This is a genomic window from Bradyrhizobium sp. CCGB12 (assembly GCF_024199845.1).
Classification (GTDB): Bacteria; Pseudomonadota; Alphaproteobacteria; order Rhizobiales; family Xanthobacteraceae; genus Bradyrhizobium.
The window spans coordinates 6477772-6490903 of sequence record NZ_JANADO010000001.1; the positions used below are offsets into that span (position 1 = coordinate 6477772).

A 13132-nucleotide genomic window follows, 5' to 3' on the forward strand; every position below is an offset into this window, starting at 1 on the left:
GGTGACGGTCTCTCCTCGTTGAACACTGCCCGTGTGGAAAGATCACCCCACCCCGCTCGCGCATCGCGCGATCGACCCTCCCCCTCCAGGGGAGGGTAAGGAGGAAACCAACAATGACCGATCTCCCCGACATCCCCCTGCCCGCCGGCATTCGCTCGCGCTACGTCGACGGCATCAACGGTTTGCGCGTGCATGTGCTGGAGGCCGGCTTCGAGACCAAGGGGCGCCCGTGCATCCTCCTGCTGCACGGCTTTCCCGAGCTCGCCTTCTCCTGGCGCAAGGTGATGCCAACACTCGCTGCTGCCGGCTATCACGTGATCGCGCCGGACCAGCGCGGCTACGGCCGCACCTCGGGATGGACCGCCGAATACGACGGCGATCTCACGCCCTTCTCGCTTCTCAACCTCGTCCGCGATGCGCTCGCCCTGGTGTCGGCGTTTGGTTACAAGCAGGTGGACCTAGCCGGACATGATTTCGGCAGCCCGGTCGCGGCGTGGTGCGCGCTGATCCGGCCCGATGTGTTTCGCTCGGTGACGCTGATGAGTACGCCGTTTGGCGGAGCGCCGGTGCTCCCCTTCGACACGGTCGACGGGCCGGCAAAACCTGCAGTCGAAGACCCCGTGCATCGCGAGCTCGCCGCGCTGCCGCGTCCGCGCAAACATTATCAATGGTACTATTCGACGCGCGCGGCCAATGCCGACATGCAGCAAGCGCCGCAGGGCCTGCATGATTTCCTGCGCGCCTATTACCACCACAAGAGCGCGGACTGGATCGACAACAAGCCTTGTCCGCTCAAATCGTGGTCGGCGGGCGAGCTCGCAAAGCTGCCGACCTACTACGTGATGGATGCCGGCGAGACCATGGCCGAGACGGTGGCAAAGGAGATGCCATCGCCCGCCGCAATCGCCGCCAACAAATGGCTGCCGGACAGCGACCTTGCCTATTACAGCGCCGAGTATGGCCGCACCGGCTTCCAGGGCGGCTTGCAATGGTATCGCTACGGCACGACGGGCATGCTCAACAACGAGATGCAGCTGTTCGCGGGCCGCAGCATCGACGTGCCCTCCTGCTTCATCTCGGGCAAGCAGGATTGGGGCACCTATCAGCGCCCCGGCGTGTTCGAGGCGATGCAGGGACGCGGCTGCACGAAGATGCTCGGCTGCCATCTCGTCGACGGCGCCGGCCATTGGGTGCAGCAGGAGCGGCCGGCGGACGTCAGCCGGCTGCTGCTGGACTTCCTCGCCAAGGCCCGCACCTGCTGATTTGACCGGGGAACCGCGACGCCCTATATAGTTTAGAATAATTCTAAACTAATGATCAGAGCCGTCGTGAAGAATTTTGCCGATCTGACCGAGCGCGAGGTGCTTGCGGTCGCGATCTCCTCCGAGGAGGAGGACAGCCGCATCTACATGTCCTTCGCCGAGGACTTGCGCGAGCGTTATCCGGACACGGCAAAAATCTTCGAGGAGATGGCCGAGGAGGAACGCGGCCACCGGCACCGCCTGCTCCAGCTCTATGAGGCGCGTTTCGGTGCGCATCTGCCGCCGATCCGCCGCGAGGATGTCAAAGGCTTTCTGCGCCGTCGTCCGATCTGGCTGACCAAGAACCTGCCGCTCGACACGATCCGCAAAGAGGTCGAGACCATGGAGCTCGAGGCCGAGCGCTTCTACGCGCGCGCCGCCGAGCAGGCCGAGGACGTCGGCGTGCGCCGCCTGCTCGGTGATCTCGCCGAGGAAGAGAAGCATCATGAGCATCGCGCCGTCGCGCTCACCGATGAGATCCTGAAGCCGGACGTCCGCGCCGAGGAAGACCGGACGCGGCGGCGCATGTTCGTGCTGCAATATGTGCAGCCGGGCCTCGCCGGCCTGATGGACGGATCGGTCTCGACGCTGGCGCCGCTGTTCGCCGCCGCCTTCGCCACCCACCAGAACTGGCAGACCTTTCTGGTGGGCCTTGCCGCCTCCATCGGCGCCGGCATCAGCATGGGCTTTGCGGAAGCGCTGTCCGACGACGGCTCGCTCACGGGGCGCGGATCGCCCTGGTTGCGCGGCCTCACCTGCGGCGCGATGACGACGCTTGGCGGCCTCGGCCACACCGCGCCCTATCTCGTGCCCGACAGCTGGGCCAACGCATTCTGGATCGCGACCGCGATCGCCTGCGTCGTCGTGTTCTTCGAACTCTGGGCGATCGCCTTCATCCGCTCGCGCTACATGGACACGCCGTTCCTGCAGGCCGTGTTCCAGATCGTGCTCGGAGGCGCCATCGTGCTGGCGGTGGGGATCGTGATCGGGGCAGCGTAGGCCTCTGCTGTCGTCCCGGCGAAGGCCGGGACCCATAACCACAGGGAGAAATTTGGCGGAGATTTTCGGTTAATGAGCGGCGGCAACTTGCACCACGCGCCCTCGATAGATCACGCGGTGATGGGGTGGACGGCCCCCTACGGCATCAGTGTGCCAGAATGAGGTTGTCACACACTCATTCACAGGAGCCGTCCGTGGGTCAGATTATCCGCATTGGAATGGATACGTCGAAGTATATTTTCCAGCTCCATGGCGTTGACGCCTCCGAGCAGGTCGTGTTGCGCAAGCGGCTCAGCCGCAAGGCGATGCTGGAGTTTTTTGCCAAGCTGCCGCCGACGGTGGTCGTGATCGAGGCTTGCGGGGCCGCCCACCACTTGGCACGCGAGCTCGGCCGGCTGGGACACACGTTCAAGCTGATTGCGCCGCAGCTGGTGAAGCCCTACGTGCCGCGCAACAAGAACGACGGGCGCGATGCGGAAGGGCTGTGCGAGGCGGCGAGCCGGCCGCGGATGCGGTATGTGGCGGTGAAGACGGCGGAGCAGCAGGCTGCACTGATGCTGCTGGGCGTCCGCGAGCAATTGGTCGCGCGTCGCACGCAACTCTCCAACACGATCCGCGGGCATGCGGCGGAGTTCGGTCTGATCGCGGCCAAGGGGCTGGACAAGCTCGCCGCGTTCCTGGCGGCGATCAGCCAGGACGAAGGCGTGCCGGCGCTGGCCCGCGAGCTGTTTGCGATGCTGGCTCGCCAATATGACCAGGTGCAGGTCGAGCTGAAGGCGGTCGAGGCCAAGCTGCTGGCCTGGCACCGGGCCGATGCCACGAGCCGGCGATTGGCGCAGATCCCGGGGATCGGTCCGGTCACGGCGGCGGCGCTGGTGATGAAGGCGCCCGACCCACACGCCTTCCGCTCGGGGCGGCTGTTCGCAGCCTGGCTCGGCCTGACGCCCAAGGACCATTCCACTGCGGGAAAGACCCGGCTCGGCAAGATCACCCGGGCAGGTGATGAGAGGCTACGTCAGCTGCTGGTGGTCGGGGCAACCTCGGTGGTGAAGATGGCCAAAACCCGAGATCGCGGGCCTCGCTGGCTGATCGAGCTGTTGAAGCGCAAGACGCCGAAGCTGGCCGCAGTGGCGCTGGCCAACAAGATGGCTCGCATCGCCTGGAAACTGATGACCACGGGGGAAAGCTACGATAGCGCGCGGATCGATGCCCAAATGGCCGTTGCCGCGTAGTTGAGAGATTCGGCCGGCCGGCGACTTAGTCCGCCGACCGAACCGGAGCTGCAGGAGCAGAGGAGATGGTGTGATCGGTCGACCCGAGACGCGAGCAAATCCGTGGGACCCATTGGCCGAGCAAGGTCGCAGCGGTGATTGGAACTCGTGTTGCGGAAACCATCTTGGCCAGCGGCTACAAAGCTGCATCAACAGGCCGCACATATGGATGCAAGCGATCCGATCAAACCTCACAAAGCTCTTGTGCCACGGGGGCCGTCCACATATGGGTCCCGGCCTACGCCGGGACGACGGCGGAAGGTTATCGCGTCGCGATCGCGCCCGCACATCAATCGCCATCAAACAGCCGTTGCGAGATTCGGGCAAACTGCGCATCATCCTCCGACGATAAGAACAGGAGAAGTGCCGTGGCCAAATCGCAATGGAGTTTCAAGAGCGCCGTCGAGCTGTCCGCGGCATTGAGCACGAAGAAGGTCTCCGCGGTCGAGCTCGCCCAGGACGCGATCGACCGCATCGGACGGCACGACGGCAAGATCAACGCGATCTGCGTGCGCGATTTCGATCGCGCGCTCGTTGCAGCGCGCGAGGCGGACGCGGCGCTGGCGCGCGGCGAAAGAAAGCCGCTGCTCGGCCTTCCCCTGACGGTGAAGGAATCCTTCAACGTCGCCGGCCTGCCCACGACCTGGGGCTGGACGCCGCAGAAGGATTTCAAGCCGGCGGAGGATGCGCTCGCAATCACCCGGGTGAAGAACGCCGGCGGCGTGATCCTCGGCAAGACCAACGTGCCCGAAGGACTGGCAGATTGGCAGAGCTACAACGAGATCTACGGCACGACGAACAATCCGTTCGATCTCGGCCGCACGCCCGGCGGCTCATCGGGCGGCTCGTCTGCGGCGCTCGCGGCCGGCTACGGACCGCTCTCGCTCGGCTCCGACATCGGCGGCTCGCTGCGGGTGCCCGCCTTCCATTGCGGGGTCTATGCCCACAAGCCGACCTACAATCTCTGCCCAACGCGCGGCCATACGCCACCGCCATTTCCGGCCATCCCGATGGAGCGCGACATGGCGGTGATCGGTCCGATGGCGCGGAGCGCGGCCGATCTGCCGCTGCTCCTCGAGGTGATGGCGGGCCCCGATCCGTTGGATCTCGGCATCGGATACAAGCTCGCGCTGCCGGAGGCGCGGCACAACGCGCTCAAAGATTTCCGCGTGCTGGTGATCGACAGCCACCCGTTGCTGCCTGCGAATGCCGACATTCGCAGTGCGATCGAAAAGCTGGCGGCACGATTGTCGGGCCTCGGCACGAACGTCGCGCGAGAGAGCCCGCTGTTTCCGGATTTCAGGGAAGCCTCGCGTCTCTACATGCGCATGCTGATGAGCTTTCTCGGCGCGTTCCTTCCGCCGGACATTCTCGCCGGCGCGCGTGCCGGGACGGCGCAGCTCTCGCCCGACGACAAGAGCCTTGCGGCCGAGCGGCTGCGCGGCATGACCTGCTCGCATCAGGCCTGGGTGTTCGACGAGGGCGCCCGCGGCGGGCTGCGCGCGCAATGGCGGCAATTGTTCCGAACATTCGACGCGGTGATCTGCCCGATCATGCCGACGGCGGCCTATCCGCATGATCATTCGCCGCAGCAGGAGGCGCGGCGGATCAATATCGACGGCAAGGACTTTGTCTATCCGGACCAGCTCGCCTGGCCCGGCATCGCCACGCTGACGGGCCTGCCGGCAACGGCCATCCCGCTCGGCCTGTCGAAGGACGGCCTGCCGGTCGGCGTGCAGATCATCGGCCCCTTCCTCGAGGACCGCACGCCGCTGAAGCTCGCCGAGCTGATCGAGCGCGAGCTCGGCGGATTCGTGCCGCCGAAGACGTTTGACGACTAGTATCGCCTCGTCATTGCGAGCGCAGCGAAGCAATCCAGACTGTCACCGCGGAAAGATTCTGGATTGCTTCGTCGCATGGGCTCCTCGCAATGACGGAGTAAACCAACTACGATCTCCAAAAGAGAGCGGAACGCCATGAGCCAAGACCTCGAACAACTCACCGCGCTCAACCGCGACTATGTCGCCTCGGTGCAGACCTGCGACGTCAAGCGTTTCGACCAGATCCTGGCGCCGGAGTTCTACTGCTCCAATCCCGACAAGACGCTGGTGGACCGCGCCGCCTTCCTGGAGCAGACGGCGCGGCCGATCGCGATCCGCAATTTACATGCGCACGACGTCATCATCCGCATCATGGGCGACTTCGCCATCATCCACGCGGCGACCAGCTACACCACGGCGGACGGTCAGCAGGCCACGGGGCGCTACACCGATTGCTGGGCGAAGAAAAACGGCAAGTGGCTCGCGGTGTCCGCGCACGTGTCGCGGTGAGGCGGCATGTAGCCCGGATGGAGCGCAGCGAAATCCGGGGCAGCCGATCCGCAACGAAGATCCCGGATTGCGCTGCGCTCCATCCGGGCTACGCCTTCCGTCAGCTATCGAACACGATCACGCTGCGCAGCGTCTTGCCGGCCTTCATGTTGGCAAAGCCCTCGTTGATCTCCGACAGCTTCAGCTTGGCCGAGATCCAGTCCTCCAGGTGCAGCCGGCCGCGCAGGTAGAAATCCACCAGGCGTGGCATGTCCACGCGGAAATGGTTGGAGCCCATCGAGGAGCCCTGGATCTTGCGCTCGCGCAGGAAATCGAAGCCGTGCAGCTCGATCTTCTGGCCGAACGGGATCATGCCGACGATGGTGGCGGTGCCTCCGGACGCCAGCATCCCGAACGCCTGCTCCGCGGTCTCCTTGCGGCCGAGCACCTCGAAGGAATGATGTACGCCGCCATTGGTGAGGTCGCGCACCTGCTTCACGACGTCGCCGTCGGCGGGATTGATGATATCCGTCGCCCCCAGCTTGGTCGCGAGCTGGAGCTTTGCCGGATTGGTGTCGATGGCGATGATGCGGCCGGCGCCGGCGATCTGCGCGCCGTTGATCGCGGCCATGCCGACGCCGCCGCAGCCGATCACCGCCACGGTCTCGCCGGCCGTTACCTTGGCCGTATTCACCACTGCACCGTAACCGGTGATGACACCGCAGCCGATCAGCGCGGCGAGATCGAGCGGCATTTCTTTCCGGATTTTGACGATCGCGTTCTCGTGCACCAGCATCTGCTCGGCAAAGGACGAGAGGTTGAGAAACTGATGCAGCTTCTCCGGCTTCGACCACTGCATCCGGTTGGAGGCGCCCGGCAGCATTTTGACCGTGGTATCGGTGCAGAGCACGGTGCGGCCCGTGGTGCAGTTGTCGCAGGTGCCGCAAAACACCGAGAGGCAAGTGACGACATGATCGCCCGGCTTGACGTAAGTGACGTCGGAGCCGACCTGCTCGACCACGCCGGCGGATTCGTGCCCAAGCACAGCGGGCAGCGGATGCGGATAGAGCCCTTCCATGAAGTGCAGGTCGGAATGGCAGAGGCCGGCAACCGCGGTGCGGATCAGGACCTCGCGCGGGCCCGGCTTCGGCAGGCTGACATCCTCGATGACGAGCGGCTGGTTGGCTTCATAGAGGACGGCGGCCTTCATCGAGCACTCCCTGGCGTGTTCTTGTTTGATCGTCGAGTGCAGCCTACGCTGCCAGAACCAGTTCGCCAACCTCGCTCATGCTGCCTGCGCGATCGCCGAGCAGCAGCGCGGCGATCTTCGTCTGCACGGCATTTTCCGTCAGCCGGAACGGATCGCTCGGCAGGACACGATGGTCGATCACGAGACGCGACAGCAGCAGCCGGCGCGCATCGCCGCGCATCTCGTGGATGCGGTGCGCTTCCCAGGCGAGCGCAACCGCGCCTGCGACGTGATAGAGCAGGCTGGTGGCGCGCCGCGCATCGGCCTCGTTGTCGGCCTTGCCTGCGACCTCGCGCGCAAAGCCGACCGCACGATCGGTGAGGCCGCGCAGATTGTCGCGCCAGGCCTGCGGCACGGAGGCGCTGTCGTCGAGCCGGGCATGCAGATCGGCCGCGAGCGCGGACTCGGCGCCGTGGCGGCCGACCGCGCGCCTGAGCGCGTCGATCGCCACGATGTTGCCGGTGCCTTCCCAGACCGAGCCGAGATGGGCATCGCGCAGCAGGCGGGCGGTGGCGAATTCCTCGATATAGCCGATGCCGCCGCGCATCTCGAGCGCATCGCCGCACACCTTCCGCGCATCGCGCGTGGCGCGGAATTTCAGCGTCGGGGTGAGGATGCGCAGCAGTGCCGCCGCGTCCTGGCTGCCGGCTTCGGCGCGGTCGAGCGCATCGGCGGTGAGGAAGCTCATCGACAGCGCCTGCTCGACCGGCAGCATGATCTTCAGCATCTGCCGACGGCCGAGCGGCAGGTCGATGATGCGACTTCCGAACACCACGCGGCTCTTCGCGACCGTCATCGCATCGTGATAGGCGCGGCGCATCAGCGCGGTGGACTTGACGCCGTTGGAAAGCCGCGACGAGTTCACCATCTCGGCCATCTGCACGAAGCCACGGTCGAGCTTGCCGACGGCATAGGCGATCGCGCCTTCGAACTTGATCTCGCCCGAGGCCATCGAGCGCGTGCCCAGCTTGTCCTTGAGACGCACGATCCGGTAGTGGTTCTGGGAACCATCGTCGAGGAAGCGCGGCATCAGGAACAGGCCGACCCCGCGCGTGCCGGGGCCGGCACCTTCAGGGCGCGCCAGCAGCATCACGACCTTGGCGTCCGCATTCGAGCAGAACCATTTCTCGCCGTAGAGGCGCCAATGCCCCTCCTCCTGCACAGCGCGCGTCGTCAGCGTGCCGACGTCGGAGCCGCCCTCCTTCTCGGTCATGAACTGGCCGCCCTGGGTCAGCTTGCTCATGTCCGTCTGCGTCAGACCGTCGAGATATTTGGCCTTCAATGCGTCGCTGCCGAAATTCGCCAGCAGTTTTGCGCAGCCGTCGGTGACGTTGATCGGACAACCCATGCCGAATTCGGTCTGGTTGAACAGGAAAGTGAAGGCGTGCTTGGCCACGACAGGATATTTGTCCGGCCAGCCCATGATGCCCTTGCGGAGCGAGAGCGCATGGATGCCGAACTCGCCGAACGCGGCCTTCTCCAGTTCGCGATAGGCCGGATGGTATTCGATCCACTGCACGTCGCGGCCGAACTTGTCGCGCTGGTGCAGAATGGGCGTGTGCCGATCGGCAAGCCGTGCGCATTCGTCGAGCGGGCCGCCGGCGAGTTCGCCTAGACGGTCGAGATGCGGCTCGATGTGACGGAACAGCGTATCCGGCAGATGGATGCGCAGGAGGTCCGTCAGCGCCGGATCGGCGCGGTAGAAATTCATGCCTGACGTGTCAGGTGCCAGCAGGCCGGACGGCTCGGCCGCGGCATTTTCTGGCTCCGCTGGGACCGGCTTGTGCATGATCGTCCTCTTCGATTCCGCCCGACGGCAATTCTTAACGCTTGTTTTGGCGCTTGCCGCTTGGGATGATGTCGATCATGCTCCAGAGGCGGACGTGCATAAAGCGGCAAATCGTCAGGGCGGCATGATCGCCGCGAGGGAGCAATTCGCTCTGCGGAATTGTGAACGCCCCGGCTGGTTGTTCGCGCGGACCATGCATAGATCAACGGCTCCCCGTTTCCGAGAGATCACGCCATGGAACACCCAAAATACAAGATCGCGCTCATCGTCGGCGCCGGCGAAGGATTGAGCGCGTCGCTGGCGCGGCTGTTTGCCGCCCAGAACATCCGCGTCGCCCTTGCCGCGCGCAAGATCGAAAAGGTCGGCGCACTCTGCACCGAGACCGGCGCGAAAGCCTATGCCTGCAACGCCACCGAGCCAGAGGAGGTCGAGCGGCTGTTTGGCCTCGTCGAGCGCGAGATCGGCACGCCCGACATCGTCGTCTACAATGCCAGCGGCCGCACGCGCGGACCATTCGTCGATCTCGTCCCGGCCGATGTTGCGCAGGCGATTGCGGTCAGCGCCTATGGCGGCTTCCTGGTGGCGCAGCAGGCGGCCAAGCGCATGCTGCCGAACAAGCACGGCGCGATCCTGTTCACCGGCGCCTCCGCCAGCGTCAAGGGCTATGCGCAGTCGGCCTCGTTCGCGATGGGCAAGTTCGCGCTGCGCGGGCTGGCGCAGAGCCTGGCGCGCGAATTGTCGCCGCAGGGCATCCATGTCGCGCATTTCGTCATCGACGGCGGTATCAAGAGCGCGGCGCGGACCGAGCCTGCAGACAAGCCGGATTCGATGCTCGACCCCGACGCGATCGCGCAGAGCTATTGGAGCGTTTTGCAGCAGCCGCGCAGCGCCTGGAGCTGGGAGCTGGAGCTGCGGCCCTGGGTGGAGACATTTTGAGGCGATAAGGCAACAACAACCGTCATTGCGAGCGAGGCGAAGCAATCCAGAGATGTCTCGGCGGAAACAGACTGGATTGCTTCGTCGCTTCGCTCCTCGCAATGACGATCGAGAGGGAGCGACATGACCACGGAAACCAGCATCGATACCGGCACGAACGAACTCCTCTGCGTCATCCGCAACCGCGTTGCCGTCATCACGCTGAACCGGCCTGAGGCACGCAACTCGCTGTCGGATGCGCTGACACCGGCGCTGCGGACCATGATCCGGAGCTGCGGCGAGAATCCCGGCGTCGGCGCGCTGCTGCTCACCGGCGCGGGCGAAGCGTTCTGCGCCGGCGGCAACGTCAAGGGCATGGGCGCGCATCGCGACCCGAAGAAGCTCGAAATGTCCTTCGACGACAAGGTCGCCGATCTCCAGGAGCGGCAGCGGCTGCTGACAGGCGCGCTGGTGTCGTTGCGCAAGCCGACCATCGCTGCTCTGCCCGGCCCCGCGGTCGGCGCGGGGCTTGCCATCGCCATGGCCTGCGACATCCGCATCGCCGCGCAATCGGCCTTTGTCGCCACCGGCTATGCCCGCATCGCGCTCAGCGGTGATTACGGCATCGCATGGCTGCTGACCCGGCTGGTCGGCACCGCGCGGGCGCGCGAATTGATGTTCACCGGCGATCGCATCGATGCTGTCAGGTGCGAGGCCATCGGCTTGGTCAACCGCGTCGTGCCGGATGACAAATTACAGACTGAGGCCTTCGCGCTGGCAAAGTCGCTCGCCGAAGGCCCGCGCCTCGCGCTGCGCTACATGAAGGACAATCTCGACGAAGCCGTGCTGTTCGACTTCGAAACCGCCCGCGACCACGAGGCCGAACGGCTGATCCGTCTCACCACCACCGCCGATCACAAGGAGGCCGTGCAGGCCTTCATCGAGAAGCGCAAGGCAGTGTTCACAGGGAAGTAGCAGCTCTCCAGCCTGAACAGGCTAATCATTCCATTTAGTAGGGACTCTATCTTCAGGAGGACTGAATGAACTGGTCTGAGGTCGTGCGGAAGGCCGTGATCATGGCGGAGATGACAGGATATATTACTTTTGATCAACTGAACGAGTTGATCCCACCCAAAATGGAACCTGAAGACGTCGAAGCGATACTGTCCGCTCTGAGCGACCGAGATATTCGGATTGCAGAGGAATAAGACCTGCACGGTTATGTCCGCCACTAGGCGCGATTGACGGCGTTCTTCGCAAAAAAATGCCCGGCGCTGGCTTGGCCAGGCCGGGCTTGCAGTGGTGTCAGGCCGAGGCTGAGGGGCTGTCGGCCTGACGGGAAAGCGCGGCGAGCCGCCAACTCGCACAGGGAATGTCTTTCGGTGCAACCGTGATCTCCTTGTCGAAGCGCACCAGCTTCCAATCGTCGGGATGATTGACGAAGGCGAAGCCGGATTTGCGCGCGAGCGAGATCATGGTTTCGTTGGAGCGCAGCGTGTCGCCGAAAATGTGCTCGGCGCCCAGCGCGGCGGCGCGGCATTCCAGGTTCTTGAGCAGCGCGGTCGCGATGCCATGGCCGTGCCAGCGGTCATCGACCGACAGCCCAAACTCGACCGTCGCGGTTTCCGCATGGAGCGCATAGCGCATTTCCGCCACGATGGTCTCGAAGCCGTCGACCATCATGGTCGCAGCGACCGTGAAGCGCTCGCGCTCACCGACCTCGAGGAACTCGTGCAGCAGCCCCTTTGGCAACTCGCTGATCGCGCCGAAGAAGCGGTTGTAGCGGGAGCGGGTCGAGAGCGAGCGGAAATAGTGCTGGAGCTCGTCGGTGTCGCGCGGCGCGACGAAGCGGACGGTGACGGGCTCACCCTGCCGGGTGCGCAGCGTATCCGAATATTGCGCGAGGTCTTCGAGGCGAAGGGTGCTCATGACACATGCCACGGAAAGAGGGACCGCCGGCGCCCCCACAGTCAGGCGGCGCCGGCCTGGCGGCCTATCAGGCCCGCCAGAAGGGTTTGTCGGCCTCATAGGCAATGTCACTCCACGACAACCCGACGTCCTGGAGATCCCGGGCGGTCCAGTTGGAGAGCTCGCGCCTGTTGCGGTAGCGCTCATGCCAGATGTGGAGGGTATCGCCGATCTGGTGGAGCAGACCTGGCGCATGATGATTTGTCATCGAATTCTGGGTCAAAGTAGACATCTTCAGCTCCTGGAGCTAACTTGTTCGCTAATATGTGCTTCCTATTGCGACGCGACAAACGACAATTTGTACCTTTTCGCATGAAATAACGTCATGTATCCTGCTGCCAAATGACTGCCAGATTGCCCTCCCTGAACGGATTGCGGGCGTTCGAGGCCGCCGCGCGCCATCTCAGCTTCACGCTGGCGGCGACTGAATTGAACGTGACCCAAACCGCGATCAGCCATCAGATCCGAAGGCTCGAGGAGGAGCTCGGCATCCGCCTGTTCGTCCGGCAGAACCGCGCGCTGGCGCTGACGCCGGAAGCGCGTGACTACCTCCCCGGCGTCCGCGCCGCCTTCAACGACCTCCGGCTCGCCACCGATCGCCTGCTGCGCAAGGACGACGACAAGGTGCTGACGGTCTCAACGCTGGCTTCGCTCGCCGCAAAATGGCTGCTGCCGCGGCTCGCCGATTTCCAGGAGCAGCATCCCGGCATCGATGTCCGCATCACGACATCGACGAGCCTGGTGGATTTCCAGCGCGACGACGTCGATGCCGCGGTCCGCTACGGCCGCGGCCAGTGGCCGGGCCTGCGTGCCGACTGGCTGATGGCGGACGAGCTGTTTCCGGTGTGCAGCCCTTCACTGTTGCGCGGCGACAAGCCGCTACGCCGGCCGGAGGATCTGAGAAACCATCCGCTGCTGCACACCTCCAACGCCAACAGCGACGATTGGCGGCTGTGGCTGACGGCGGCCGGCCTTCCCTCGGATATCGCAAGGCAGCCCGGCATCACCTTCGACATGATCTTCATGACCATCCAGGCCGCGATCGACGGCATCGGGGTTGCGATGGGGCGGACGTCCTACGTCCAGGACGACATTGCCAAGGGCCGCCTCGTGGTGCCCTTCAAGATCGCGCTGCCGGCGGATGCCGGCTTCTACCTGGTCTCGCCGGAAGGTCGCCGCGAGGCGCCAAAATTGGTCGCTTTCCGGGACTGGATGATCGTTGCAACGCAAAATAAAGCCTGAAAAATCATCAGCTTCCCCGGCAAAATCGGTTGACTCGCCCCGCCTCGCGCGGGAAGGGATAGGACAGATTGTCGCAGCATCAATCTGTC

At 64.6% G+C, this 13132-nt stretch carries 13 protein-coding genes; 9 read left to right on the forward strand and 4 right to left on the reverse strand.

The window, feature by feature from the left end; translation table 11 throughout:
- The first annotated feature begins 113 nt into the window (after positions 1-113).
- The 5 genes from NLM27_RS29670 (at position 114) to NLM27_RS29690 (ending at position 5901) form a co-directional block, all read left to right on the forward strand.
- A complete protein-coding gene (locus NLM27_RS29670; protein WP_254146650.1) occupies positions 114-1262 on the forward strand; it encodes an alpha/beta fold hydrolase in 1149 nt (382 codons plus the stop codon).
- 66 nt (positions 1263-1328) lie between these two features.
- Complete coding sequence (gene mbfA / locus NLM27_RS29675) at positions 1329-2300, forward strand: iron exporter MbfA (protein WP_254148962.1); 972 nt, start codon at positions 1329-1331, stop codon at positions 2298-2300.
- Between the two features lie 194 nt (positions 2301-2494).
- Complete coding sequence (locus tag NLM27_RS29680) at positions 2495-3532, forward strand: IS110 family transposase (RefSeq protein WP_254144077.1); 1038 nt, start codon at positions 2495-2497, stop codon at positions 3530-3532.
- Between the two features lie 407 nt (positions 3533-3939).
- Positions 3940-5412, forward strand: a complete 1473-nt coding sequence (locus NLM27_RS29685) for an amidase (RefSeq protein WP_254146651.1) — start codon at positions 3940-3942, stop codon at positions 5410-5412.
- 135 nt (positions 5413-5547) lie between these two features.
- Positions 5548-5901 carry a nuclear transport factor 2 family protein gene (locus tag NLM27_RS29690; protein WP_254146652.1) on the forward strand — a complete coding sequence of 118 codons (354 nt, stop codon included), beginning with the start codon at positions 5548-5550 and terminating at the stop codon, positions 5899-5901.
- A 100-nt stretch (positions 5902-6001) separates the two neighbouring features.
- On the opposite strand, the gene NLM27_RS29695 is transcribed toward NLM27_RS29690, so the two are convergent.
- Together NLM27_RS29695 and NLM27_RS29700 are read right to left on the reverse strand one after the other, a co-directional pair.
- Positions 6002-7090, reverse strand: coding sequence for a Zn-dependent alcohol dehydrogenase (locus NLM27_RS29695; protein ID WP_254146653.1), 1089 nt, complete (start codon positions 7088-7090; stop codon positions 6002-6004).
- 43 nt (positions 7091-7133) lie between these two features.
- A complete protein-coding gene (locus NLM27_RS29700) occupies positions 7134-8918 on the reverse strand; it encodes an acyl-CoA dehydrogenase family protein (RefSeq protein WP_254146654.1) in 1785 nt (594 codons plus the stop codon).
- Between the two features lie 234 nt (positions 8919-9152).
- Between NLM27_RS29700 and NLM27_RS29705 the strand changes: the two genes are divergently transcribed.
- The 3 genes from NLM27_RS29705 (at position 9153) to NLM27_RS29715 (ending at position 11041) form a co-directional block, all read left to right on the forward strand.
- Positions 9153-9854 carry an SDR family NAD(P)-dependent oxidoreductase gene (locus NLM27_RS29705; protein WP_254146655.1) on the forward strand — a complete coding sequence of 234 codons (702 nt, stop codon included), beginning with the start codon at positions 9153-9155 and terminating at the stop codon, positions 9852-9854.
- Positions 9855-9977: 123 nt separating this feature from the next.
- Complete coding sequence (locus tag NLM27_RS29710) at positions 9978-10808, forward strand: enoyl-CoA hydratase (RefSeq protein WP_254146656.1); 831 nt, start codon at positions 9978-9980, stop codon at positions 10806-10808.
- Positions 10809-10873: 65 nt separating this feature from the next.
- Positions 10874-11041, forward strand: a complete 168-nt coding sequence (locus NLM27_RS29715; protein ID WP_254146657.1) for an RNA polymerase sigma factor region1.1 domain-containing protein — start codon at positions 10874-10876, stop codon at positions 11039-11041.
- Between the two features lie 97 nt (positions 11042-11138).
- Here NLM27_RS29715 and NLM27_RS29720 read toward each other — a convergent pair whose 3' ends face one another.
- Together NLM27_RS29720 and NLM27_RS29725 are read right to left on the reverse strand one after the other, a co-directional pair.
- A complete protein-coding gene (locus NLM27_RS29720) occupies positions 11139-11762 on the reverse strand; it encodes a GNAT family N-acetyltransferase (RefSeq protein ID WP_254146658.1) in 624 nt (207 codons plus the stop codon).
- A 67-nt stretch (positions 11763-11829) separates the two neighbouring features.
- On the reverse strand, positions 11830-12033 hold the full coding sequence (locus tag NLM27_RS29725) for a DUF1127 domain-containing protein (protein WP_254146659.1): 204 nt from the start codon (positions 12031-12033) through the stop codon (positions 11830-11832).
- A gap of 110 nt (positions 12034-12143) precedes the next feature.
- Between NLM27_RS29725 and NLM27_RS29730 the strand changes: the two genes are divergently transcribed.
- Positions 12144-13043: a transcriptional regulator GcvA gene (locus NLM27_RS29730; RefSeq protein WP_254146660.1), complete on the forward strand. Its 900-nt coding sequence runs from the start codon at positions 12144-12146 to the stop codon at positions 13041-13043.
- Positions 13044-13132 lie beyond the last annotated feature (89 nt).